This is a genomic window from Limosilactobacillus balticus, from assembly GCF_014145615.1.
In the GTDB taxonomy this organism is placed as follows: domain Bacteria; phylum Bacillota; class Bacilli; order Lactobacillales; family Lactobacillaceae; genus Limosilactobacillus; species Limosilactobacillus balticus.
The window spans coordinates 366,518-390,120 of the sequence record NZ_JACIVH010000042.1 but is presented as its reverse complement, the minus strand read 5'-3'; the positions used below and the strand labels follow the sequence as shown (position 1 = coordinate 390,120).

Below are 23,603 nucleotides of genomic sequence, written 5' to 3'. Positions count from 1 at the left end.
GAGGGCATAATCGTCTCACAAATTTAATATACCACTAATTCTCGATTTTTGAAGAAGAACCGGGTTGGTTTAGTATACTCTTCTTTTCTAAATATTTTTCTTGACTAATCGTAGGAAATGAGGCTGAGAGAAAACTTAGGGCATTATAACCTCGCCCTCTGATTTTCTCTCAGCCTCAATTATTTTTATGAACAATAACAAGATAACGTGCAAAACAACCACAAGGCTCGAGGCTAAGTCCGAACGATAATCAGCCCGTGCCGTGCTAATCATCATTCTAGCTTAGCCCACCGCCTTGTCGAAAAGGTTGTTTTACACTCACATTTTTCTTTAATTATTTCCAGCAAACTGACTATTATAAAGATTAGCGTAAAAGCCATGTTTATTCATTAATGATTCATGATTACCTGTTTCAATAATCTTCCCATGGTTAACCACAACAATCTGGTCAGCTTTTCGAATCGTTGATAAACGGTGAGCAACAACAAAACTAGTTCGTTCTTGCTGTAAAGCATTCATCGCTTCTTGAATCAAGACTTCTGTTCGGGTATCAACGGAACTAGTTGCTTCATCCAAAATCAAAATTTCCGGATCAGCTAAAAATGCCCGCGCAATTGTTAATAATTGTCGTTGCCCTTGTGAAATATTAGAAGCGGACTCGTCCAAGACCGTTTGATAACCATCAGGCAGTTCACGAATGAAGGCATCCGCCCGTGCCATCTTAGCAGCATGATAGACTTCTTCATCCGATGCCTCCTCGTTTCCGTACTTAATATTTTCAAAAATTGTCCCTGTAAAGAGCCAGGTATCTTGAAGAACAATTGCAATATGTTTACGTAAGGTATCACGAGTCATTGAACGCGTATCTTTCCCATCAAGATAGATATGGCCGCCTTGCGGATCATAAAATCGCTCTAGAAGATTAATAATGGTCGTTTTCCCCGCTCCGGTTGGACCAACAATTGCGACCATTTTATCTCGTGGTGCTTTAAGGTTAAAGTCTTGAATAAGTGGTTCATCGGTATAACTAAACTTGATATCCTTGAATTCAACTTTCGGAATATCTTTCCCAGTAAGGGACGGAATATCTTCAACCTTATTACTTATTTCTGGTTCATCCAAAACAGCAAAAATACGTTCTGCCGAAGCAATTGTTTGTTGGATGGTGTTACTTAGATTAGCGATTTGGGCAATTGGCTGTGAAAACTGGTTAGTATATTGCAGGAATGCTTGCACATTACCAAGTGTAATCTGCCCGTGAATAACTTGAATCGCTCCAATAACTGCTACAACAAGGTAACCAAGATTCCGAATAAAGACCATCATTGGCATCATTAAGCTAGAGAAGAATTGTGCCTTCCATGCCGCTTGGTAGTACTGCTGATTCTCTTTGTTAAACTTTTCTTCTTCATCTTGTTCCTTATTAAATGTCCGTACGATCGTATGAGCAGCGTACGTTTCTTCCACTTGGTCATTAATTTTTCCCAAAGCGGCTTGCTGACGACCAAATAGCCGTTGTGAAGTAGGCGCTACAAATGCAACTACCAGAATACTCAACGGAATCATCACAAGAGCAATAATAGTTAATTTCCAGCTAATCGTTAACATTAAAATAAATACACCAACAACCGTTAACACACTTGTAATGATTTGAATTAAGCTTTGTTGCAGGGTTCCCGCAATATTATCCATATCATTAACCATTCGACTCATAATATCCCCATTATTGTGAGTATCATAATATTTAATTGGTACTCGGCGCATTTTCTCTTCAAAGTCTTGACGCAAATTATAAACAACACGTTGCGATACGCGTGTCATAATTTGTAGTTGGAGGAAACTAAATAATCCAGAGAATAAATAAAGTAAAATGACGGTAATTCCAATTTGCCAAATCCGAGTAAAGTTAATTGGAAGGGTATTTAAATGGGCGCCAGCTTTCATTTCTGCATAACCCTTAATCATTCCGTCATAAATAATTGTAGTAGCTTCCCCAAGAATTTTTGGTGCTAAGATTGACAAAATAACGGAAATAACGGCTAAGAGAATTGAAAAAATAACCCCCACTCGCCATGGCCGTAAATAGGTAATTAATCGCTTTGTGGTTGACCAAAAGTGTTGAGCTTGTTCAGTTACTCGTGGTCCTCTACGCACGATCAACATCCCCTTTCTCGACTTGTGACTTAATTATTTGTTGGTAAGTTTCATTATGTGCTTTTAATTCTTGATGAGTACCTTGACCAACAACCCGTCCTTCATCAAGCACAATAATTTGGTCAGCATCAACAACTGTCGAGATTCGCTGGGCCACGATAACCGTTACAGCTCGTTGAATTTGTGAGTCTTTTGCTAAGGCCGCCCGGAGTTTTGCATCAGTTTCAAAATCTAAGGCTGAGAATGAGTCATCAAAAACATAAATCGACGCTGGCTTAATAATTGTTCGAGCAATCGCTAACCGTTGGCGTTGACCACCAGAAAAGTTACTTCCGTTTTGCTCAACAACTGCGTCCAAACCACCCTCTTCACGGACGAAATCTGCCGCTTGCGCAATCTCAAGCGCATGCCACATTTCTTTATCCGTTGCTTCCTCATAACCAAATTGAAGGTTAGAACGAATAGTCCCACTAAAAAGAACTGCTTGCTGTTGGGTAATAGAAATAACCTCATGCAAGTTATGTTGACTTAGTTTTTTTACTGGAACACCATCGACTTTAATCTCTCCACTTTCAATATCAAATAGCCGCGGAATTAAGTTAACCAAAGCCGATTTACCTGAGCCGGTTCCTCCAATAATCGCTAACGTTTGGCCTGCTGTAACTTTAAAGTTCAAGTCATGCAAAGCCAATCTTTCTGCCCCATGGAAACGAAAATCAACATTCTTAAATTCAAGCGAGGCTGGTTGATTAATCGAAATCTTTTCTTGATCTTTTTCCGGTGCATCATGAATACTGATCGGCTGGTCCAGAACTGCATTAACCCGGGTAGCAGATGCCGATGCTCGTGGAACAAAGACAAAAATCATTGAAAGCATCATAAAGCTAATCATAATCTGAGTAGCATATGTCATAAAGGCAATTAAATCCCCTACTTGCATGCTCATATTAGCTACAAGATGGCCACCTAGCAAAATAATGGCAACATTTGTCATTCCTAAAATAAGCGTTACTACTGGGAATAACGTTGAAACAATTGTAAAGGCCTTGATTCCGGTTTGCGTGTAGTCTTCATTTGCTTTTTTGAAACGGTTTTGTTCCCGACCTTCCTGGCGAAAAGCACGGATAACTCGAACTCCTGTCAGCCCTTCCCGGAAGATTAAGTTAATACGATCAGTTTTTTTCTGAATGCTCTTGAATAACGGAACTGCAAAGTACATAACCGCCATGACGATAATTGCTAAAATCGGCAAACTAATAAAAAACACTTTAGTTAGTTGCGGTTCTCGAACGTAAGCTAGAACACAGGCTGCAACAAGCATTACAGGTGATTGAAGCATCATCCGCAGCATTTGCACCATGACATTTTGAATTTGCACAATATCATTGGTTGACCGCGTAATTAAAGATGAATCGCCAAACTCATCCATTTCACGATTCGAAAAGCGTAAAACCTTATGATAGATTTGGCTTCGTAACTTTTCCCCCACCTTCATTGATTGAGTCGCCGCAAAATAAACATTTAATCCAGCTGCCACTAATCCAATCGCAGCCACAATCAGCATCTTAATTCCTTCATTCCAAATCACACCCATATCCTTTTGCACAATTCCCCGATTAACAAGGTCGGCGGTAACTGTCGGCAAATATAGGTCACACGAAACTTGGATTAATAAAAAGAAAACTGCACCAATTGTTGCCCATAAGGCTAAATTTTTTCGTGCTATACGTATCAAAACAATCCTTCCTTCATCTATTTTTAATCATCTTGAACTATTATACAGACTTTTTGAAAAATTAGCTTTTATTCTAATAATCTCTTTGATTAACACTTTTATATAAGATAGAATATTATTTGAAAGCAATTACACACTTTTGGCACATACAGAAAGAAGATAGATATTTATGGTTAAAAAAATTTTTGCTTTTAGTATCAGAAAAGATGAAGAACCTTACGTTAAAGAATGGGCTAAGGATCATCCCGAAGTAGAAGTAGAATATACGGATGAACTCTTAACTCCTGAAACGGCCGCAAAAGCTAAAGGAGCTGACGGGGTAGTCGTTTACCAACAACTCGATTACACGCCAGAAACGCTACAAGCACTAGCTGACGAAGGTATTACAAAGATGTCATTACGAAACGTTGGTGTTGACAACATTGACATGGCTAAGGCAAAAGAACTTGGCTTTGAAATTACTAACGTTCCTGTTTACTCACCAAACGCAATTGCTGAACATGCAGCTATTCAAACAGCCCGAATTCTTCGCCAAACCAAGGTCTTAGATGAAAAGATTGCTAATGGCGATTTACGTTGGGCTCCAACAATTGGTCGCGAAGTGCGTGATCAAACTGTTGGTGTTATCGGAACTGGTCATATTGGACGTGTTTATATGCAAATTATGGAAGGCTTCGGTGCTAAGGTAATTGCATACGATCCATTTGAAAATCCAGAATTAAAGAAGCAAGGATATTACGTTGACAGCCTTGATGATCTATATGCTCAAGCTGATGTAGTTTCTCTTCATGTTCCGGCTACTAAAGAAAACTTCCACATGATTGATAAAGACGCAATTGCTAAAATGAAAGATAATGTTGTAATTGTGAACTGTTCCCGAGGCGCATTAGTTGATACTGATGCTGTGATTGAAGGACTTGATAGCGGAAAGATCTTTGGCTTTATCATGGACACTTATGAAGATGAAGTTGGTATCTTTAACGAAGATTGGCGTGGCAAGGACTTCCCTGACAAGCGTCTTAAAGACCTAATTGATCGTTCAAACGTTCTGGTTACTCCACATACAGCTTTCTATACTACTCATGCTGTTCGGAATATGGTTCTGAATGCCTTTGACAATAATCTTGAATTGATTAATGGTGAAGAAGCTGATACACCGGTTAAGGTTGGTTAATAATCACTATAAATGAAAAAAGAGATTGGATAAATTCCAGTCTCTTTTTTCATTTAGTATTATTGCAAGTAGCGTTTAAACGCAACCGTTAAGGGTTTATACAAGATAAAATAACAACCAAAATTACCAACCGCATGATAAAAATCAAATAGTAAACCACTTAGCCAGTACGCCATAAAAGCAGCCCAGCCCCCATATATCGACATTCCCAAACTAACTATAAATCCGTATTCAAAACCTAAAAACGTCGCTAAAATTAATTGAAGAGTAAAATGCTTCTTTAAGGGCGTTACTTTAGCTAATCCTGCTATTGTAACAACACAAACTACATATGCTAAAATTTGCGGAATTGTCCATATGCCAAATCCTAGTAAGAGATTTGATAAAATCATTATCATTACTGCTAACGATATTCCAAAACCAATTCCCAACATTAAAGTTGCAAGCATAATTAGATCAGTAACTGGCTGCACATTAGGAATCGGAATAATCTTAAATACTCGTAAAACAGTTCCTAAAGCAGCAAGCATAGCAATTAATGTCATCCGTTTAACTTGGTCATGCTTACTAACAACCTGCGATCGCGCTTTCATACTATTCCGCCTTATCTAGTGTAAATTGGACCTTATCATTATTCTTAAGAGTTTGCTGATTAGCTAACTTATTTACTTTTTTACCATTTACTGTGTATGTCCAATAAATACTCTTCTTTTGGTTTTCTTTTCTACCATCAATTGAAGTAATAAAACCCTTTGCTTCTTCCACTTTCCAATTCTTTTTTAATCCAGTAATTACTTTATCGTTCTTCTTTAAAGTAGTATTCTTTGTGGCAACAGTCTTCTTACCTTGTTTAAGGGTATAAGTAACTTTTATTGTATTATTACTACCCTTTCGATCTTTATCTGTATATCCAGTTAGTATAAAAAATGCCAAAAACATAACTAAGATACTGCTCAAAACTTTAAACTTTTTCATAAATTATTGCCTCCTGCGTCTTCCTTTGAAAGCGCTATAACTTTTACAACTTAAAAGTACAATTACTTAGGAGACAGTTCAATAGTTTATTAAAAAGCAGACAAATAAATTCTACTTTTTTCATGATTAATTAAAAAAGTAGAATTTTATCCTGAGTTTTTTTAGTTTTTTGTCAGAATTAGTACTTTTACGTTTGAAAAATAACAAAATATAGTTTTTTAACCAATTAAGCATTATTAAAGCAATCACAATAATAGTATTTTGTTCTTTTGACATTTTTTTGGAGTTCATGGAATGAAATTGAAGTCCATTTCCTGCAATGTATTCATATTTGTGAGCATTGCCTTTACTCCATCAAGCCATGGTAAGAGCATCATGGCCCCACTCCCTTCACCAACACACATATTAATATCAATATAAGGATCAAGACCAAGAGCATCAAGAACAATGCGAGATCCTTGTTCCTTTGATTTATGGGTAGGGATCATATAATTTACTACTCCTGGCTTGATTGAATTTGCTAGTAATGCTGCTGAATAAGATAAAAATCCATCAAGAAGAACAGGTTTATTCATTACACCAGCTGAAAGCATTGCTCCAGCCATTGCACCTAGTTCGAGTGCACCAACCTCACTTAATACTATAAGCGGATCTGGCGATTTAATTTTTTTCAAGTTTGCTCGTTCAAGACTTCTATTAACAACATCAATCTTATGTTTTAAACGTTCATCAGAAATATTAGACCCACGCCCAACAACTTCTGCCGCTGTTTTATTCAGAAGTGCTGCAATTATTGCTGAAGCAGCAGTGGTATTTCCCATCCCTAGTTCGCCTGTTGCAATTACCTGATTACCTTCTTCAAATGCTTTTACTCCCATGTCGAAGCCATATTGTACAGCTTCTCTCGCTTCTGCTATCAACATTGCTGGTTTATGGAGCATATCTTCAGTTTCATGACGGATTTTATGAACTTTAACCAAAGGAAAATTTAAATCTATTTTAATTCCGATGTCATAAACCTGTAAGTCACACTTAAATGCCTTCGCTAACGCTGCAACCGTAGTATGTCCTTTCATCATATTAACTGCCTGAATTGCTGTAATTTTTTGCGGGCTAGCAGAAACCCCTTCATGGACAACGCCATTATCTGCTGCAAAAACTAAGCATTTTCGTGGTGTAAGATCAAAATCAGTTGTTCGATAAATTCCTGCTAAGTGATCAGCAAGTTCTTCTAAGCGTCCAAGTCCTTTTACCGGCTTAGCAAGATTATCCATTTTCTGTTGCATTGCGTTCATTTTCTCTTCATCAAGCGGTCGCAATTTTATTTCATCAAATTTCATTTTAATTTTCCTTCTCATAGTGCCATAAGTTATCTAAAACATTTTCAAGTACGCGCTTTTCTCTATCGGGATATATAACTTTCAATCCCTTTTCTTGGATATAATTACCGGTACTCTCCCCTAAGACATAATAGTTAATATTACAATACTCATTACTATCTACTCTCGTCATAACTTCAAACATTCGATCGAAATTCGAATTACTCGTAACTAATGCGCTTGTAATATGTTGTTTCATAAAAATTTTAAGTGCTTTTCCTTCATGTTCTTTATCCCATGTATTTTTATAAATTATAATTTTACGTCCCCAAAAGTCAGAATAGTATTTCTCTGCTTTATCTCCAATAAGCCAACAAATATCCGTAACATGCTTGTTCTTCAATTCTTCTAATAATGATTTGCGATTCTCATTTGGAGCAACTTGGATAGGATTAGTAACTTTCTTTTCCAAACTTTGCTCAATTTTTTTACTAAGAACATAAATGGTTGCCGTTGAATTTAATCTTTTTAACTGATCGCAAAATACCTGTGCGCCAAAAAGACTGGTAATTGCCAGGGACTTACTATTTTGTAAAATTTCTTTACTTTCTCGCTTTAAATTAACCGCTTTCAAAATTCGGAATGGAAAATAAATCACATCATCTTTTTGTTCTAGCTTTATTCGCCAATATACCGGAACTTTATTCTTAGGATAAGTAATCAAAATTGCCATTTTATTATCTCCTCATATTTCTATAAACATGTTTTTATTGGTTAAGATACCAATTCTGAACAATACCATTTTTTATATTGATAACACTGTAACAAGATGCCAGAAATTTAAGCGAATAAAAGTCCGCTGTTGGATCAACTAATTCTTGATAAATAATTCTAATAGAACCTAAATGAGCGACAACAAACACTACATCATTTTCCATTGTATGATCTAATAACCACCGCAAACTATAATTTACCCGCTCTTTAAAATCACTAAACGCTTCTATTGTGGGAGGAGTATAAGTTAACGGTGCCGCTAACCACTTTTCCCATTCATCTGGATAGAGCTCTTCTATTTCATCTGCATCTAACCCTTCCCAATCGCCAAATCCTTTTTCAGCAAAATCCGGTAATACAATTGTGGGAACCGTTGGACGCTGTTCTTTTAATGGACCTAATGTTTGGATTGTTCGTTTTAAGTTAGTCACGACAAATAGTGTTGGATATAACTTATTTACTTTTGTTGCCAATAATTTTGCTTGTTCTTTTCCTTTTTCATCAATTTCCACATTGGCAGTGCCATAAAATTTTCGCAAACGATTAAATTCTGTTTCACCATGACGAGCTAAAATTAATTTCATAATCCCCACCTCGTCAATATTGTAAGGACAAACAAAAAGATTAACGGTGATAAACTTGCAAACGCACCTAAAGTATCCCCTGGCGTTCCCCCTAATACTTTCGTGACTTTTTTTCGATAAAAGATTGCTGTTATTGGAATTGCTAGATAGCTTATTAATCCTTGCCAAGAGAAACAGAAGCCTATTATTATAATAGAAAAAAACTGTGCAACGATAATTCGCCACGTGCTTATTCCTAACCAAATATTCGAAAGTCCATGTTTATTTCCGGGATAAACCATTTTATAAAATAATAAAGACAAACCAGTTTTAGCTAACATAGTTAAACAAATGGTCAATAAAATCATGTGAAATAAGTTAAAATATGAACTAATAATAATTCCTAATCCTATTACTAATACATAATAATATAGTAATGCGAGGCTCCCCATTGTACCCAGCCTACTATCTTTCATAATCGTATAAATTTTGTCTGACGTTCGTGATGAAAAGAAGCCATCCGCGGTATCCGCTAATGCATCTAAATGAAATCCACCTGTTAATAGGCCGTCAGTAACCCAGTAAAGGATCCATGCGAACCATACGGGGAATAAGTATGTAAATCCCCAAAAAATCAGTCCTTCGATACATCCTAATAAAAAGCTAAATAATGTAATGTATTGAATACTAGTTTTAACTTTATTAGTAGCATCATCAACCGGAATTGGAATATTTAACTTTGTAAAAAATTGGCCAAATAAAATCAATGAATCTAACATAACTTCACCTACTTTAACTTCTGAGCAATCCCACTTATAACGAAATAAACACTATCGGCTTCTTTAGCAATTAATTGGTTAGCTTCTCCATAAAGATCCCGTAATATTCGTGTCTGCTTGGTAGCCGGTACTACTCCTAATCCCACTTCATCGCTAACAATCACCATCGATTGCTCGCTTACCCGAACAGCAGATAAGATCTTTTTCCAATTATTAAGTATTCTCTCCCGAATTGTCGCTATTTCTTGTGAAGAGGCACTTTCTAGATAGTCATCGATTTTTTCCGGCGCTGTTTTTTCTAAAACTAAATCATAGAAAAGATTAGTAACTAACATAATGGCATCATCAAGCAAGTACCCATCTTGCTGACTATTATTGATAAGCTCATCGACGTGCTGATACTGCTCGCGAGTTATCCATTTATTTGAGCGTCGAGCTTTATGACGCTGAATTCGAAGTTGCATTTCACCATCGGGATTCTTAACTACTCCAGTCGCAATATAACAGATCCGTTTGTTCCGTGAACACAGGTGCTCAGCAAATTCGGACTTACCACTTTTTGCTCCTCCTAAAACAAAGGTTAAACTACTGTTATTCATTTTTGATAATCCTTTCAAAAAAGGGCCGTGACAACTATTGCCACAGCCCTCTAAATATTCTATTTACTTGGTTGCCGCATTAAATGCTGCATCAAATGCTGCAATTGTCTTTTCAATGTCCTCATCGGTGTGTTTAGTTGAGATAAAGTTAGTTTCAAATTGTGATGGTGCTACATATACACCATGAGCTAACAATTCCCAGAAGCACTTTTCAAATAACTTCTGATCACAAGCCTTAACATCATCAAAATTATTAATTGTATCACTGTTGTAGAAGTAACTCCACATTGTACCAACATGATGAACTGTCATTGGTACACCATATTTGTCGGCTGCTTGTTTAATTCCTTCTGTTAGAGCAGTAACTTTTTTATCCATTTCGACATAATCATCTGGTGTTAATTGTTCTAAAGTACTGATTCCACCAGTCATTGCTAATGGATTACCAGATAATGTTCCAGCATGATAAATATCCCCAGCAGGTGTAATATTTTCCATAATTTCACAACGTCCACCAAAAGCACCAACTGGAAGCCCGCCACCGATTACTTTACCTAAAGTTGTTAGATCTGGCGTAATGTCGACTAGGCTTTGAACTCCATGGTATGCTGCCCGGAAACCTGACATGACTTCATCAAAAATTAAAAGTGCTCCATATTCATTCGTAACGTCACGTAAAGTTTGTAAGAACTCTTGGGTCCCCGGAATAACACCCATATTTCCGGCTACTGGCTCAACAATCGCACATGCAATCTCATCACCATGTTCAGCGAAAAGTTTCTTAACACCTGGAACATCATTATAGGCAACGGTAAGCGTATCATAGGCTAAATCATCAGGAACACCAGGTGAAGTATTAATCCCAAAAGTTGCTAATCCTGAACCAGCATCAACTAATAGTGAATCACTATGACCATGATAGTTTCCTACAAATTTAACGATCTTTTTGCGATGCGTATAACCCCGCGCTAATCGGATCGCGCTCATGGTTGCTTCTGTTCCAGAGGAAACCATCCGAATCATTTCAATTGATGGCATAATCTTATTAACAATTTTTGCCAATTCAGTTTCTTGAAGGGTTGGCGCTCCATAACTCGTTCCCTTAGCAACTGCCTTATCTAACTCTGCAACTACATGATCATCTGCATGTCCTAAAATTAGTGGTCCCCACGAAAGAACGTAATCAATGTACTTATTGCCATCAATATCATAAATATATTCGTTCTTACCGTGATCAATAAATAAAGGATCACCACCAACATTTTTAAATGCTCGGACAGGGCTATTTACCCCGCCCGGCATATACTTTTGCGCTTCCTTAAAAGCTGCCTTTGATTTTGTTGTATCTAATTTACTCAAAACAAACCCACCTAACAAATTAAAGTTTTTTAGCGACATCCTTGGCAAAGTAAGTAATAATTAAGTCTGCTCCAGCTCGTTTCATTCCAACTAAACTTTCATAAACTATTTGGCCTTCATTAATCCAGCCATTAGCTGCAGCTGCCTTAACCATTGCATATTCACCGGAAACATTATATGCAACTAGTGGTAATAAAGTATGGTTACGAACTTCGCGCATAATATCTAAGAAAGCCATTGCTGGTTTAACCATCACAAAATCAGCACCTTCCTTTTCATCACTAGCTACTTCACGTAATGCTTCTAAGCGATTTGCCGGATCCATTTGATAAGTTTTACGATCTTTTGGCCCTTCTTTTGGCGAACCATCTGCTGCGTCACGGAATGGACCGTAGAATGATGAAGCAAACTTAACCGCATAGGACATAATTGGCGTATTCTTAAATCCTGCTTCATCCAACCCTTGACGAATAGCAGCGACATAACCGTCCATTGCATTTGATGGCGCAATAATATCCGCACCGGCTGCTACTTGGCTAACTGCTGTTTTAGTAAGATATTCTAAGGATTTATCGTTTAAGACTATTCCGTCTTTAAGAATTCCGCAGTGACCGGTGCTGGTGTATTCACATAAGCAGGTATCTGCAATTACGATTAATTCAGGATAGGTTTTCTTGATTAACCGAATCGCTTGTTGGACAATACCATTCTCTTCCCAAGCGCCAGTTCCAACCTCGTCTTTTTTCTCTGGAACACCAAAAATAATAATTGATTTAATACCAAGGTCCACGATTTCCTTGATTTCATCTAAAATGGCATCAAGACTATACCGATAAATTCCCGGCATTGACGGAATTTCTTCTTTGCCGTTGATTGTTGAATCCACGAAAACTGGCATAATTAAATCATCTTTATTTAAATGAGTTTCTCTTACCAAATCTCGCATTGCAGCGCTAGTACGTAAACGACGATGACGATCAAATTGCAACATTATTACTAATCTCCTTCAATAATTCCAAAATTATCCTTAGCCAATAACTGATCAGCAACCATCTTGCCGACTCCAGGCTTATTGGCAGGAACTGCTACTTCTTTAATTAAGTGTTCACCATTAGGGGATGCTATTAACCCATCAAAAACAATCTGCTGGTCCTGTAAGTAAGCATGCCCACCAATTGGGAAATTACAGCTTCCCCCTAATTCGCGCATAAATTCACGTTCAATTTGAATACACTGTGTTGATTCTGAGTCATTAATCTGACTAAGCATTTTAAGAACTTTTTCATCGGTTTTTCTGCATTCAATAGCGAGGCAGCCCTGACCAACAGCTGGAATAATACTATCTTTTAGTGACAGCTTATGGTAGTCGCTTAGGTCAATGTTCAAGCGCTCTAATCCTGCCTCAGCTAAAATAACCCCAGTAAGGTTTTCCGTGTCGATTTTCTTTAACCTAGTATCTATATTACCCCTAATTGGGATAATTTTTAAATCTGGACGGAGATTCAATAATTGTCCCTGCCGGCGTAGGCTATTAGTCCCAATTCGTGCTCCATGTGGCAGACTGTTAAGACTTGTAATTTTCTGCCGACTCACCAAGCAATCAAATGGCGATACTCGTTTAGGGAAGGCGCCAAGTGTTAATTCAGCAGGCAGTACGGGCATTACATCCTTAAGACTATGAACAGCAAAATCAATGGTACAGTTTTTCAGCTCTTCTTCAATCTCTTTTACAAAAACACCCTTCCCCCCAATTTTAGCTAAGCTTGCTTGCTGCTTGCGATCACCTTCAGTAATAACATTCTTAATTTCAAATTGTGTTGTCGGAAAAAGTTCCTTAAGTGATGCAATAACCAGCTTTGTTTGTGCCATTGCTAGCTTGCTCTTCCGACTACCAACAATTACTTTATCTGTCATTTTCTTGATTCTCCACCTTTAAATTGTCCATCCCAAAGATTTTACAGAAAAAGTCAATATCCGCTGTCGCTCCTGGAGTTACTGATAACTCTTTGATCTCTTTAATTGGTCCCTTAATCATCTGGTTAATAATACTCTTCATATGCTTGCTAATTACTTTACGTTCATGGGCATTTAATTCTGGTAATTTACGTAGAAGACTATCGTATGCTTCTCCTTCAATTTTTAATGAGTGCTCACGAAGCCCTCTAATTACGGGAACAATATGCAGTTGTTTTTCCCAAACATAAAAATCATTAACTTCAAGAGGAATTTCTTTAGCAATTTGATTTAACATTTGATTTTTCTTGGTGTCATTCGTTTCTAATATTGAGTGCAAATTATCAATATCATAGTAATTGACGCATTCACTATCATAGGCGACATTTCGTGGAACGCCCAAATCAACAATCACTTGCTGACGATCATCGGTTACCCGATATAATGGTTCTTTTACTGAAGCAGCAAAAACAGCAGCATCAACCTCTGCCATTACTGAATCTAACTGGCTAAATGGTCGTGCCTCCACTACTCCTTGTAACTCGTTAGCAATCTGTTCAGCTTTCTGGTCCGTGCGGTTCAATAGTAAAACTTTGCTAAAGCCCATGTTACTAGCATTATAAGCAGTATGTTTACCAATATATCCTAACCCAATTACCGCTAAGCTCTTACCTTCTAATGAACCAAAATCGCTTTTAATTTGATGTAATCCTGCTTGACCAGAAGACTGAGCCAGTTCACTTACCCGATACTCTGTATGCATTCTTTTAGAGAATGTAATTGCCTGCCGAAATAGATGATTCAATATTACTCCGGTTGTTCCTTGATCTGTTGCAACTTGAAATGCATTTTTCATCTGTCCCAAGATCTGTGGCTCACCTTTAATTAAAGAATCTAGCCCCACAATTACTCGGAAAAGATGACTTGCAGCATCATCCTTGGTGGTAATTGAAACATACTGATTAAATTCTTCTACCGTATAATGGAACCACTCCGCTAAAAAACGTTTAATGTAATAGCGACCCGTATGAACCTGGTCTACTACCGCATAGATTTCAGTCCGATTACAGGTTGAAATCAATAAGTTTTCTAAAATACTCTTTTCCGCATTAAGCAACCTATTGGCTTTGGGAATCTCGTCAGCTGAAAAAGAAAATTTCTCTCGTAATTCAATTGGTAATTGATGATAATTCAAACTCACACACATCAAATACATTCTTATTCAAACTCCTTATGAAATCTCTTACTAACCCATTCTTTAATCTCATTTTTCATTTTTTTAGCAACACTGGGTGATTTTCCCATTGTCGAAATACTGATAAACATATCATCTGAGCTAAGTGTTGCTAAATTATAAAAATCAGAATTAGTTTTATCACTAGTATTATTTACTAATTGAAAATGTGTTGCCTCCGCTTTGACAAGGTCGTTAACCCGCGCGTCATTTGTACACGCAATAATAATATCCATCTCTTCAACATATTTCCGCCGATAAATATCCTGAATCCAGTTAATCTTAGCTTGATCAATATTCGCAACTAACTCAGGACTAATAACTGTCGGTACTACACCAGCCAAGAGCAATTTCTTAATTTTACGATGGGCAACTTTTCCGCCACCAATTACTGCTACGTTTTTTTTCGCTAAATTTAAAATAATGGGATATGGTGCTTCCATCATCTTAATCACCCTTTACTTTTTGTTGAATCATGCAAAATCTGTTCAAACTTTTCCATATCAACATTTTGTTCAAATAATTGAGCAAGTTTCTCATATTGCTGATCTTTATAATCGCTAATCGAAACATTAGTGTTAACAAGTGGCGCTAAACCCTTGCTTGTCCTAATTTTGTTCAAAAAATGCCGTGTCCAATAAGGATTATCAAAAATTCCATGAAGATAAGTTCCCATTACAGTTCCATCACTACTAACAGCTCCATCTTCCCGCGATTCCGATTGACCATTAGTCGTATAAATAACAGAGAAAGGCGTTGCATTTAGGCCTAATTTAGTAGTCCCCATATGAATTTCGTAACCCTTTAAGGTATAATTCTTTCTTTTGGCAACGGCCTGTGTTGTTGTCTTTTGCTCGTTAAAGGTTGTTTCCGTGTCAAGCAGCCCCAAACCTGCTTGTTCCTTAATTGGTGATTCAATTGCTTCAAGATCATAAAGTTTTCGACCAAGGATTTGATAACCGCCACAAATACCAACCACCTTACTACCATCTTGGTGTGCTCGTAAAATTTCTTCATATAGCCCATTCTTTTTAAGAGCAGCAAGGTCCTCATTTGTATTCTTGCTTCCAGGGAGAATTAGAAGGTCTGGCGTACCTAATTCGTCTGCTTTTACAACGTAACGAACAGATACGTCCGGTTGGATTTCAAGACTATGAACATCGGTAAAATTAGAAATTTTATCAAGATCAATCACAGCAACGTCCAATGCTTTTCCCGCTTCTTTTTGACGCGACTTCCGAGTTAATGAAACACTATCTTCCTCATCAATATCGATGTCACTCATCGGTAAGACACCAATAACAGGTACTCCCGTTAATTTTTCAATCATCTTGTTCCCTGGTTCAAGTAAACTTTTATCGCCTCGGAACTTATTAATAATAATCCCTTTAATCCGTCGCTGATCTTCTGGCGGCATTAATTTAATGGTTCCGTAAATAGAAGCAAATACGCCGCCTTTGTCAATGTCGGCAACAAGAATTACAGGAGCATCAACCATTCGGGCCATCCCCATATTAACGATATCATTATCGTTTAAATTAATTTCAGCAGGACTGCCGGCTCCTTCTAAAATTACCACATCATTTTCACTTACAAGTCCTTCATATGCTTCCATTATTTGGGGAATTAATTGCGGCTTAAAATTGTAGTAGCTTGCAGCATCCATGTCAGCAAGTACTTTGCCCATTACAATTACTTGCGAATCTTTATCGGTTGATGGCTTAAGCAGTATTGGGTTCATCCGCACATCTGGTTTTACCCGTGCTGCTTCCGCTTGGTAGACTTGTGCCCGTCCCATTTCATCACCAATATCAGTAATAAATGAATTCAACGCCATGTTCTGTGATTTAAATGGAACAACTTTTTTCCCTTGATTAGATAATATTCGACAAACAGCTGCAGCTAACCAACTTTTTCCGGCATCTGATGCTGTTCCCTGAAACATTATGGACTGTGCTGACATGATCATTCCTCCATAAGCTTAATAAAATTAAGTACCGATGGAGTAAACTATATCTGCCCCATCAACTTGTGTATTAATATTTGGTTTCGCCAAAATCAGTTATGTTTTTCTTCAATCGCAAATAATTCTTGCTCACTATCGTATAATGGCAAGCCCAGTTTCTGGTGAATCTTTACTAGCCACGGCTGGTCAAGCTTATTTTCCCGCAATAATTGTTCATCATCAAAGACGGTTTGCTTATCTCCCTGCTTTAAAATCCTCCCTTTTCCTAATAAATAGAAGTAGTCACAGGTCTCATACATGAAGTCCATGTCATGGCTTGATAAAATTATTCGCTGTCCGTTATTTACTAATTTTTGAATCAGTTTTTGCATTCTAATTCGACCATCCGGATCAAGGCCGGACGTTGGCTCATCAAGCAGGATCCATTCTGAACCAATTACCATTATTCCAGCAATCGCAACCCTTTTTTTCTGACCACCGCTTAAATACTGAATTGGTTGTTCCTTTAATGATAGAATATCAAGTTCACTTAATACTTTTTCTACTCGTTTATTTATCTCTTCGCTAGGAACTTTAAGATTATGCAGTGCAAAAGCAACATCGTCTTTAACAATTGAATAAAAAATTTGCTGATCTGAATTTTGAAAAACAATTCCTATTTTCCGCCGCAGTTTACGTAGTCCTTTTTTGGAATATTCTACAGGTTCTCCATCAATTAATATTTCTCCGCTAGTCGGCTTTAGTTCGCCAACTAAATTAAGAAACAGAGTTGATTTACCCGCACCATTGTGACCCATAAAGCCAATTACTTTATGATTATCTGCACCAATCTTTAATGAAATATCATCGAGAATTTTTACCCTATCGTCATAACTGTAGCTAAGGTGTTTTAATTCAATCATTGCATCCTCCTAGATATAAAATTCTCCATCATATAATTTAGCATCTAATGCTTTTGTCATCATTTCATAGTTAATAATAACTTGTTCAAAAAGCATCTTCGCTAAAATACCAGATGAATGAATCATTAGTCCAAAGGAATCGTATCCGAATCGTAGTTTTTGCGCTCGATGAATTTGATCGAATGCATCAACAAAGATAAAGATAAAGCGATACATTAGCATCGTGACCTCAATCATAACACGGGGGAATCTCGCTGCTTTGAGTACCTGCAAAATCTGAATAAAAGGTGTTGTTAATGCAAACCAATAAGTGCAAACAATTGCCGTCATACACTGCAACGCCATTTGCCCAGCTTTTGGCATCATAACCTTTGCCATCCCAATATAGACGCTTACGAATTTTATTGGCCAAATTAGCGCGCTTCGTTGCGGAGAAACCGTCACCACGATTCCAATAACACTTAAAAGGACAAAGGGAATAATTGCATAAAACCAGCTAAGATAGCGCCTAAAAGATACCTTTGTCACATAAATCGTAATTGTTGCAACTACTACCAAAACTGCTAACTTCAGCCATTGAATAGGTTGAAAAGCAAGAATAATTCCGCCAAGCCATAATAAAGCCTTAAGTTTTGGTGACCAGTTAACAATTCGATTTTCATAAGCATATTTATCAATACTCAGCATGAAATAGTCACCGCCTTCTTCTTAATTACTTACCTGTGACTTGTTGCTTTCCATCATTCTTAGAATTTTCTCTCGCTTTTTTCTTGCCATGCGCTACACCAATAAAGTAACAAATAACTCCTGTCCCTAAAGAACCTTGAACGGTAAAAAGAAGACTTTCAATCTCGCCCGATGGTGGTGTCCAAATCGGTTGTGCCCACACCTTATAATGAGGATCAAACTTCTTTATTTGTTCAGTCCCTTGGTCATCACTACCTCCGTACTCACCCTTAACAAAAATAAATGGAATCAGAATCAGCAAGATAACACAGATTAATAAGATAATGTTAGTCTTTGTTCGCTTCTTCATTGTAAAGCCGACTCCTTCCAAAGATCATTACTGATTACTAAGTTGTAAACAATAACCGTTAATAAGCCTTCAGCAATCGCTAATGGAATTTGTGTTACGGCATAAATTCCGAGGAACTTGACAAGTGCTGCTCCAACACCACCGTTTGGATCTGGAAAAACAATTGCTAATTGAAAGGCAGTTGTTACATATGTTGACCAATCCGCAAACATTGCACAAAGGAATAATGATATAGACCGTCTAACCTTCATTGCTCGACAAAGCTTCCAAACAGCATACCCAACTATTGGTCCAACAATAGTCATCGAAAATTCATTAGCTCCAAGAGTAGTTAATCCACCATGAGCTAACAATAAAGCCTGGAATAATAGCACAATAACACCCAAAACAGACATAACACCTGGGCCAAACATTACTGTTCCTAAACCAACACCTGTCGGGTGAGAACATGAACCTGTAACTGACGGCAGTTTTAATGACGAGAGAACAAAAACAAAAGCTCCACAAAGCGCTAACATAACCTTAGCATTAGGAATATCTGAATTGACGATCTTGTGCATTCGATATAATCCATAAATAAAGAATGGTGCGGATACAACAAACCAGAAAATACACCACTTAGGCGGCAGCATTCCTTCCATGATATGCATTGCGTGAGCTGTCATCGGATAAGCAAGGGTATAAATAAAACCAATTGCTAAAAATAACATAAATTTTCGATATTTTTTCAATGCTCCCATAATTACGCCTCTTTTTTCTTTAATAACGCGGTTGAAAAATACGGTAGCTGGTCGTCTGCTGAATATTCTGTTAACCGTTGCACTCTTTGATTAGCCATTGATGCATTTTCGACAATAACGGTTTTATCTAATAATTTTCTTTCTTTGAGGATTTGATAAACTTTCTTAAAATTGGTGGCAATTTTCATAATGACAACATTATCATTTAGGTCAATTACCTTTGCTAACTTCTCCTTATCGGCCGTTGCAGGGACCACTTCTAGCGATTCATCATCCAGCATTAATGGAATCGATAAGCTAGCTGTAATTTGGCTAAATGATGAAATTCCAGCAATTGTTTGAACATCAATGACTGGTATCAATATGTCGGCAAGGTAACTAAAAGTACTGTAAACGGATGGATCCCCTAGTGTAAGGAAACCAACATTTTTTCCTTGTTGCACATCATCTTTAATTTCATCCGCAATCTTACGCCAACTTTCCATCTTAGTATCCCAATCTTTTACCATTGGAAAATGGCGCTTCTTTATTGCTAATGTTGCTGGCAGATATGGGGTTGCAATTCTTTCTGCAACACTTTTACTTCCCTTATGCGCTTGCGGTACATACAAAACATCTAAATTCTTGATAGTATTGATTGCTTTAACAGTCAATAATTCACTATCTCCAGGACCAACACCAATTCCATAAAAACTTGCCACCTAATTCATCCCCTCTCAATTGTCGTTCGTAATTTAGCAATAAACATTTCTTGAATTTCTTCATACTTACCCAATCCCTTTAATACAGGATGACCAACAATGTCATTTTCTTTTAGGATCGTCTTCCAAGAGTTCGGCTGATCTGATGCCATATCATTATGGGCGTGATTTCCTGCCACCATCATCAATGGCTGCATATATACTTTCTCAACCTTTGCGTGTTTTAGCCGCTTAATTTCATCATGAACGTCAGGATAGCTTTCGACAGCCCCAACATAGCTTTTTGTTCCTGCAAGCATGTGGTCTAAGCAAGCATAAGTTGTAAAGGCACTATGAGCTGTTCCATGTCCCATCCATAAAATAGCTTTTCCAGATGGTAAATACGCGCTTTGCTTCTTCAAAAAATTAACCAGCTGTTCATAGTCCGCAAATTTGTCAAGCAATGGCGGAGTAGCAACAAGTTTCTTAAATTGTGGTGAATAACCATCGATAGCATTTTGGACTAATTGGTATTCAATTCCCGGAATAATATGCAAAGATTGCAAGTAAACTTCTTCATAACCCTGCGCTCTTAATTTATCTAACGCTTCTTGGATACTATCAACTTTGATTCCTTCATTTTTATAGATACGTTTCCGAACAATCGTTGATGTAAACGCGCGGAATACATCATAATCAGGAAACTCTTCACTAATTTTCTTTTCCGTAGCTCCAATTGTTTCTTCACGGGTTTCCGGATATGTTGTCCCGAAGCTTACTGCTAATATTGCTTTTTTATTCACTCGCTAACTCCTCCTTTACCTGCTCAATTGTTGCTTTAATATTTGGCTGACAATTGATTACTTTTTTAAAACCATTCTGCGTTGCAAAATCATAAATGGATTGTCCCATCACAAAGGCTGTTAGGTCCTTTAATTGCTTAAACTGCTCTTCATTTAACATACTCTTAAAATCCCGTAGACTAGCAGTGCTAGGGAAAATCACTGCATTAAATTCTTCAAGGTCAAACGGCAACTCATGTGTTTGTTCTTTTCGTTGGTAGAGACTAAGAAATTCTTTATGTGAATAAGATGAATTTTGACCGCCAACTTCAAGTACATCATCAGAAAGTTTTGTCGTTGTAACAACTTCATCTACCAACAACCCCTGTGTTGCAAGATATTTTGCAACACTTTGATTACCTGCAAGAATCTTTTTACCTACCAATGCGCGAATATCTTTTTTGCTTGCTGTAAGTAATTTAATAAATTCTTTATAAGCAAGATAATCATCAAATAGGATTGACGAATATAAATCAAGAACAGGTAACTTAGCTGGGACGGATTCTACTATTGATCGCTGATAAAAGTCCGCAGTTGCGCCTAAATCTTCAAAGCAGTTAAATAATCGCTGCCTCTTACTATATGGTACTAATACATGGACTCCTGCAAGCGGCTTAGCAACATTTAACTGCTTACTAAGCTTAACAACATTTCCTACCACTATTAATGCTGGTGATGATAACCCGTTTTTATTTACCAATTCCACAATGTTTGAAAGATCACCACTGACCATCTTTTGTCGCCATTGAGTTGCCCATTGAATAATTGCAACAGGAGTTTCCACCGTTTTTCCATGAGCTATCAATTGATGACATATATTAGGAAGTTGCGCCATCCCCATCAAGAAAACAAGCGTTCCTTCTTGGTTAGCGATGTTTTCCCAGTCGAGTTGCTGCCCATCCTTTTTATGATGTCCCGTAATCACGTGGAAGCTCGACGCAAAATCACGATGGGTAATCGGAATCCCAGCAGCCGCTAACCCAGCAATAGCACTAGTAATTCCAGGAATAATTTCAAAATTAATTCCCTGTTGTTGTAGTATCTGAGCCTCTTCGCCACCACGACCAAAGACATATGGGTCGCCAGCTTTTAACCGAACGACTTTTTTCCCTGAGTTTGCATAATCAACTAACATCTCATTGATTTGGGACTGCTTCACTTTATGGTACAGAGGCATTTTCCCAACATCAACTAGGGCCGCATCATCATTTGTAAATGATAATAATGATGGATCAATTAACCGATCATATAATACTACGTCAGCCTCTCTCAGCCGCCGTTTACCGATTAATGTTAATAGTTCAGGATTCCCAGGACCTGCACCGAGGAGCGTTACTCTACCACTCATAATTTTCCTCCAAATACTCTTTTAGCTCGCTCAAATCAGCAACTACCGCAGGATAATTTAATTGCGGTCGACGAATAATAACACACGGAATTTGTAATTGTTCACATGCGGCAATTTTTTCCTGAATTCCGCCTTGGCGCCCGCTTTCTTTTGTAACAACCACAACTGAATTGGCACGCTTAAATAATTCATAATTTAATGCTACTGTAAAGGGGCCTTGAATCGCATCAATTTGAGATGCAATAAACCCCGCTGCAGTTAATTTCTCCATTACGCGAGTTGTTGGTAAGACCCTGACGTGTAATCGGTCAACGCCCAATTTTTCCGCATATTCCTGTGCCGTTTTACTTCCAGTTGATAAGTAAACGTTCCCCTTTACCGTCCTTAAATACTCACAAGCTTCTTCTAATGAGTCCACCATTTTTAATTTGGCGTTTTTGCTGTAAATATTCTGGCGTTCATAACGCAAATAAGGTATTTGGAGTTCATTTGCCTTGTCCATTGCTAGTTGTGAAATGACTCGGGCAAAAGGATGAGTAGCGTCAAGAATGAAGTTGATTTGGTTATCGTGACAAAAACTTAACAGACTTTTATCAGTAAATGTTGTTTCAACAATGTTTTTAGCATGACGGCGGGCCAGTTCCGCACCATAATCGCTAATAACCGATAAGACAAACGGAACCTTATGTTTAGTCAATTCATCCGCGACGGCTAAACTTTCTGTAGTTCCACCCAATAAAAGAATCATAAGGTATAACCTCGTGGAGTAATCATTCTGCCATCTTTAACATATGTATTTTTATTACCAACAATGACAATCGAAGTCATATTAATTTCGGTTTCATCAAGATCTTTAATTGTTATAACCTTATCAATCTCTTTTGGCCGAGCAACATCTTTACCAATTCCAACGACAGTATCAGGCGACTTATACTTGAGAATAATATCTAAAGCCTTACGAAGATGGTGTGGTCGACCTTTACTACGTGGATTATAAAGACAAATTACAAAATCAGCCTTAGCTGCTGCATCGACTCGTTCTGTAATTACATCCCACGGTGTCATTAGGTCACTCAAACTAATGTGACAAAAATCATTCATCAATGGTGCGCCAAGATGCGCTGCTGCTGCAATACTTGCAGTTACACCAGGAATCACTTTGACATCGATATGGGTATCCATCTTGCCAGCCAATTCAAGAACTAGTCCTGCCATCCCATAAATACCGGCATCACCACTTGAAATAATCGCAACATCTTTTCCTGTTGCTGCAATTTCAAGCGCTTTTTTACACCGTTCAATCTCACCACGCATTCCAGTAACAACCAATTCCTTACCCTCAATCATATCCTCGATCAAACGAACATAAGTAGCATAACCGACAATCGTATGAGTATTTTCAATTACCTGGCGTGCTTCTTCTGTCATCAACTCTTTTGATCCTGGTCCTAATCCAACTACATATAACATC

25 protein-coding genes are annotated in these 23,603 nt (G+C 37.6%); 1 reads left to right on the top strand and 24 read right to left on the bottom strand.

Features of this window, described 5'->3' with window-relative positions:
* Window positions 1-330: 330 nt before the first annotated feature.
* A complete protein-coding gene (locus tag H5S10_RS02770) occupies window positions 331-2,163 on the bottom strand; it encodes an ABC transporter ATP-binding protein (protein ID WP_182588633.1) in 1,833 nt (610 codons plus the stop codon).
* On the bottom strand, window positions 2,147-3,889 hold the full coding sequence (locus H5S10_RS02765; RefSeq protein WP_182588632.1) for an ABC transporter ATP-binding protein: 1,743 nt from the start codon (window positions 3,887-3,889) through the stop codon (window positions 2,147-2,149). Before H5S10_RS02765 ends, H5S10_RS02770 begins: the two co-directional genes overlap by 17 nt.
* Window positions 3,890-4,058: 169 nt before the next feature.
* Between H5S10_RS02765 and H5S10_RS02760 the strand changes: the two genes are divergently transcribed.
* On the top strand, window positions 4,059-5,063 hold the full coding sequence (locus H5S10_RS02760; RefSeq protein ID WP_003664920.1) for a D-2-hydroxyacid dehydrogenase: 1,005 nt from the start codon (window positions 4,059-4,061) through the stop codon (window positions 5,061-5,063).
* Window positions 5,064-5,122: 59 nt separating this feature from the next.
* Here H5S10_RS02760 and H5S10_RS02755 read toward each other — a convergent pair whose 3' ends face one another.
* The 22 genes from H5S10_RS02755 to cobJ form a co-directional block, all read right to left on the bottom strand.
* Complete coding sequence (locus tag H5S10_RS02755) at window positions 5,123-5,656, bottom strand: ECF transporter S component (RefSeq protein ID WP_182587084.1); 534 nt, start codon at window positions 5,654-5,656, stop codon at window positions 5,123-5,125.
* A gap of 1 nt (window position 5,657) precedes the next feature.
* The gene (locus H5S10_RS02750; RefSeq protein ID WP_182587085.1) at window positions 5,658-6,038 is read right to left on the bottom strand and encodes a DUF4430 domain-containing protein; all 381 of its coding nucleotides are present in this window, start codon (window positions 6,036-6,038) and stop codon (window positions 5,658-5,660) included.
* Window positions 6,039-6,325: 287 nt separating this feature from the next.
* The gene (gene cobT, locus H5S10_RS02745) at window positions 6,326-7,378 is read right to left on the bottom strand and encodes a nicotinate-nucleotide--dimethylbenzimidazole phosphoribosyltransferase (protein ID WP_182588631.1); all 1,053 of its coding nucleotides are present in this window, start codon (window positions 7,376-7,378) and stop codon (window positions 6,326-6,328) included.
* 1 nt (window position 7,379) lies between these two features.
* Window positions 7,380-8,090, bottom strand: coding sequence for a uroporphyrinogen-III synthase (locus H5S10_RS02740; RefSeq protein ID WP_182587087.1), 711 nt, complete (start codon window positions 8,088-8,090; stop codon window positions 7,380-7,382).
* A 34-nt stretch (window positions 8,091-8,124) separates the two neighbouring features.
* Window positions 8,125-8,715, bottom strand: a complete 591-nt coding sequence (locus tag H5S10_RS02735) for a histidine phosphatase family protein (protein WP_182588630.1) — start codon at window positions 8,713-8,715, stop codon at window positions 8,125-8,127.
* Window positions 8,712-9,473: an adenosylcobinamide-GDP ribazoletransferase gene (locus tag H5S10_RS02730; protein ID WP_182588629.1), complete on the bottom strand. Its 762-nt coding sequence runs from the start codon at window positions 9,471-9,473 to the stop codon at window positions 8,712-8,714. The genes H5S10_RS02735 and H5S10_RS02730 overlap by 4 nt, the downstream gene beginning before the upstream one ends.
* A gap of 8 nt (window positions 9,474-9,481) precedes the next feature.
* Complete coding sequence (locus tag H5S10_RS02725; RefSeq protein ID WP_182587090.1) at window positions 9,482-10,072, bottom strand: bifunctional adenosylcobinamide kinase/adenosylcobinamide-phosphate guanylyltransferase; 591 nt, start codon at window positions 10,070-10,072, stop codon at window positions 9,482-9,484.
* Between the two features lie 63 nt (window positions 10,073-10,135).
* Entirely contained in the window at window positions 10,136-11,470 is a 1,335-nt protein-coding gene (hemL, locus tag H5S10_RS02720) for a glutamate-1-semialdehyde 2,1-aminomutase (RefSeq protein WP_182587091.1), read from the bottom strand.
* Window positions 11,451-12,422, bottom strand: a complete 972-nt coding sequence (gene hemB, locus H5S10_RS02715; RefSeq protein ID WP_182588628.1) for a porphobilinogen synthase — start codon at window positions 12,420-12,422, stop codon at window positions 11,451-11,453. Before hemB ends, hemL begins: the two co-directional genes overlap by 20 nt.
* 5 nt (window positions 12,423-12,427) lie before the next feature.
* Window positions 12,428-13,345 carry a hydroxymethylbilane synthase gene (gene hemC / locus H5S10_RS02710; protein ID WP_182587093.1) on the bottom strand — a complete coding sequence of 306 codons (918 nt, stop codon included), beginning with the start codon at window positions 13,343-13,345 and terminating at the stop codon, window positions 12,428-12,430.
* Complete coding sequence (gene hemA, locus H5S10_RS02705; RefSeq protein WP_182587094.1) at window positions 13,335-14,600, bottom strand: glutamyl-tRNA reductase; 1,266 nt, start codon at window positions 14,598-14,600, stop codon at window positions 13,335-13,337. The genes hemC and hemA overlap by 11 nt, the downstream gene beginning before the upstream one ends.
* Window positions 14,601-14,602: 2 nt before the next feature.
* Window positions 14,603-15,064 (bottom strand): precorrin-2 dehydrogenase/sirohydrochlorin ferrochelatase family protein, encoded by a 462-nt coding sequence (locus tag H5S10_RS02700; protein WP_231795572.1) that lies wholly within the window; start codon window positions 15,062-15,064, stop codon window positions 14,603-14,605.
* Window positions 15,065-15,069: 5 nt separating this feature from the next.
* Window positions 15,070-16,581, bottom strand: coding sequence for a cobyric acid synthase (locus H5S10_RS02695; RefSeq protein WP_182587095.1), 1,512 nt, complete (start codon window positions 16,579-16,581; stop codon window positions 15,070-15,072).
* 95 nt (window positions 16,582-16,676) lie between these two features.
* Complete coding sequence (locus H5S10_RS02690) at window positions 16,677-17,486, bottom strand: energy-coupling factor ABC transporter ATP-binding protein (protein ID WP_182588627.1); 810 nt, start codon at window positions 17,484-17,486, stop codon at window positions 16,677-16,679.
* A gap of 9 nt (window positions 17,487-17,495) precedes the next feature.
* Window positions 17,496-18,173 (bottom strand): cobalt ECF transporter T component CbiQ, encoded by a 678-nt coding sequence (cbiQ, locus tag H5S10_RS02685; RefSeq protein ID WP_182588626.1) that lies wholly within the window; start codon window positions 18,171-18,173, stop codon window positions 17,496-17,498.
* Window positions 18,174-18,198: 25 nt separating this feature from the next.
* Window positions 18,199-18,522 (bottom strand): energy-coupling factor ABC transporter substrate-binding protein, encoded by a 324-nt coding sequence (locus H5S10_RS02680; protein ID WP_182587098.1) that lies wholly within the window; start codon window positions 18,520-18,522, stop codon window positions 18,199-18,201.
* Complete coding sequence (locus H5S10_RS02675) at window positions 18,519-19,262, bottom strand: energy-coupling factor ABC transporter permease (protein WP_003669942.1); 744 nt, start codon at window positions 19,260-19,262, stop codon at window positions 18,519-18,521. Before H5S10_RS02675 ends, H5S10_RS02680 begins: the two co-directional genes overlap by 4 nt.
* Window positions 19,263-19,264: 2 nt before the next feature.
* Window positions 19,265-19,963 carry a cobalt-factor II C(20)-methyltransferase gene (locus H5S10_RS02670; RefSeq protein WP_182588625.1) on the bottom strand — a complete coding sequence of 233 codons (699 nt, stop codon included), beginning with the start codon at window positions 19,961-19,963 and terminating at the stop codon, window positions 19,265-19,267.
* A gap of 5 nt (window positions 19,964-19,968) precedes the next feature.
* Window positions 19,969-20,745: a sirohydrochlorin cobaltochelatase gene (locus tag H5S10_RS02665; protein WP_182587100.1), complete on the bottom strand. Its 777-nt coding sequence runs from the start codon at window positions 20,743-20,745 to the stop codon at window positions 19,969-19,971.
* Window positions 20,738-22,132: a uroporphyrinogen-III C-methyltransferase gene (cobA, locus tag H5S10_RS02660; protein ID WP_182587101.1), complete on the bottom strand. Its 1,395-nt coding sequence runs from the start codon at window positions 22,130-22,132 to the stop codon at window positions 20,738-20,740. Before cobA ends, H5S10_RS02665 begins: the two co-directional genes overlap by 8 nt.
* A complete protein-coding gene (gene cobK, locus H5S10_RS02655) occupies window positions 22,122-22,880 on the bottom strand; it encodes a precorrin-6A reductase (RefSeq protein ID WP_182587102.1) in 759 nt (252 codons plus the stop codon). Before cobK ends, cobA begins: the two co-directional genes overlap by 11 nt.
* On the bottom strand, window positions 22,877-23,602 hold the full coding sequence (cobJ, locus tag H5S10_RS02650; protein WP_182587103.1) for a precorrin-3B C(17)-methyltransferase: 726 nt from the start codon (window positions 23,600-23,602) through the stop codon (window positions 22,877-22,879). The genes cobK and cobJ overlap by 4 nt, the downstream gene beginning before the upstream one ends.
* Window position 23,603 lies beyond the last annotated feature (1 nt).

Excerpts from the sequence above, each read along its gene's own strand:
- cbiQ (WP_182588626.1), bottom strand. The coding sequence starts at position 18,173 with ATGCTGAGTATTGATAAATATGCTTATGAAAATCGAATTGTTAACTGG.
- H5S10_RS02750 (WP_182587085.1), bottom strand. The coding sequence starts at position 6,038 with ATGAAAAAGTTTAAAGTTTTGAGCAGTATCTTAGTTATGTTTTTGGCA.
- H5S10_RS02690 (WP_182588627.1), bottom strand. The coding sequence starts at position 17,486 with ATGATTGAATTAAAACACCTTAGCTACAGTTATGACGATAGGGTAAAA.
- H5S10_RS02735 (WP_182588630.1), bottom strand. The coding sequence starts at position 8,715 with ATGAAATTAATTTTAGCTCGTCATGGTGAAACAGAATTTAATCGTTTG.
- hemC (WP_182587093.1), bottom strand. The coding sequence starts at position 13,345 with ATGACAGATAAAGTAATTGTTGGTAGTCGGAAGAGCAAGCTAGCAATG.
- H5S10_RS02730 (WP_182588629.1), bottom strand. The coding sequence starts at position 9,473 with ATGTTAGATTCATTGATTTTATTTGGCCAATTTTTTACAAAGTTAAAT.
- hemB (WP_182588628.1), bottom strand. The coding sequence starts at position 12,422 with ATGTTGCAATTTGATCGTCATCGTCGTTTACGTACTAGCGCTGCAATG.
- H5S10_RS02740 (WP_182587087.1), bottom strand. The coding sequence starts at position 8,090 with ATGGCAATTTTGATTACTTATCCTAAGAATAAAGTTCCGGTATATTGG.
- H5S10_RS02680 (WP_182587098.1), bottom strand. The coding sequence starts at position 18,522 with ATGAAGAAGCGAACAAAGACTAACATTATCTTATTAATCTGTGTTATC.
- cobJ (WP_182587103.1), bottom strand. The coding sequence starts at position 23,602 with ATGTTATATGTAGTTGGATTAGGACCAGGATCAAAAGAGTTGATGACA.
- cobA (WP_182587101.1), bottom strand. The coding sequence starts at position 22,132 with ATGAGTGGTAGAGTAACGCTCCTCGGTGCAGGTCCTGGGAATCCTGAA.
- H5S10_RS02725 (WP_182587090.1), bottom strand. The coding sequence starts at position 10,072 with ATGAATAACAGTAGTTTAACCTTTGTTTTAGGAGGAGCAAAAAGTGGT.
- H5S10_RS02755 (WP_182587084.1), bottom strand. The coding sequence starts at position 5,656 with ATGAAAGCGCGATCGCAGGTTGTTAGTAAGCATGACCAAGTTAAACGG.
- hemL (WP_182587091.1), bottom strand. The coding sequence starts at position 11,470 with ATGTCGCTAAAAAACTTTAATTTGTTAGGTGGGTTTGTTTTGAGTAAA.
- H5S10_RS02770 (WP_182588633.1), bottom strand. The coding sequence starts at position 2,163 with ATGTTGATCGTGCGTAGAGGACCACGAGTAACTGAACAAGCTCAACAC.
- H5S10_RS02695 (WP_182587095.1), bottom strand. The coding sequence starts at position 16,581 with ATGTCAGCACAGTCCATAATGTTTCAGGGAACAGCATCAGATGCCGGA.
- hemA (WP_182587094.1), bottom strand. The coding sequence starts at position 14,600 with ATGTATTTGATGTGTGTGAGTTTGAATTATCATCAATTACCAATTGAA.
- cobK (WP_182587102.1), bottom strand. The coding sequence starts at position 22,880 with ATGATTCTTTTATTGGGTGGAACTACAGAAAGTTTAGCCGTCGCGGAT.
- H5S10_RS02760 (WP_003664920.1), top strand. The coding sequence starts at position 4,059 with ATGGTTAAAAAAATTTTTGCTTTTAGTATCAGAAAAGATGAAGAACCT.
- H5S10_RS02675 (WP_003669942.1), bottom strand. The coding sequence starts at position 19,262 with ATGGGAGCATTGAAAAAATATCGAAAATTTATGTTATTTTTAGCAATT.
- cobT (WP_182588631.1), bottom strand. The coding sequence starts at position 7,378 with ATGAAATTTGATGAAATAAAATTGCGACCGCTTGATGAAGAGAAAATG.
- H5S10_RS02700 (WP_231795572.1), bottom strand. The coding sequence starts at position 15,064 with ATGATGGAAGCACCATATCCCATTATTTTAAATTTAGCGAAAAAAAAC.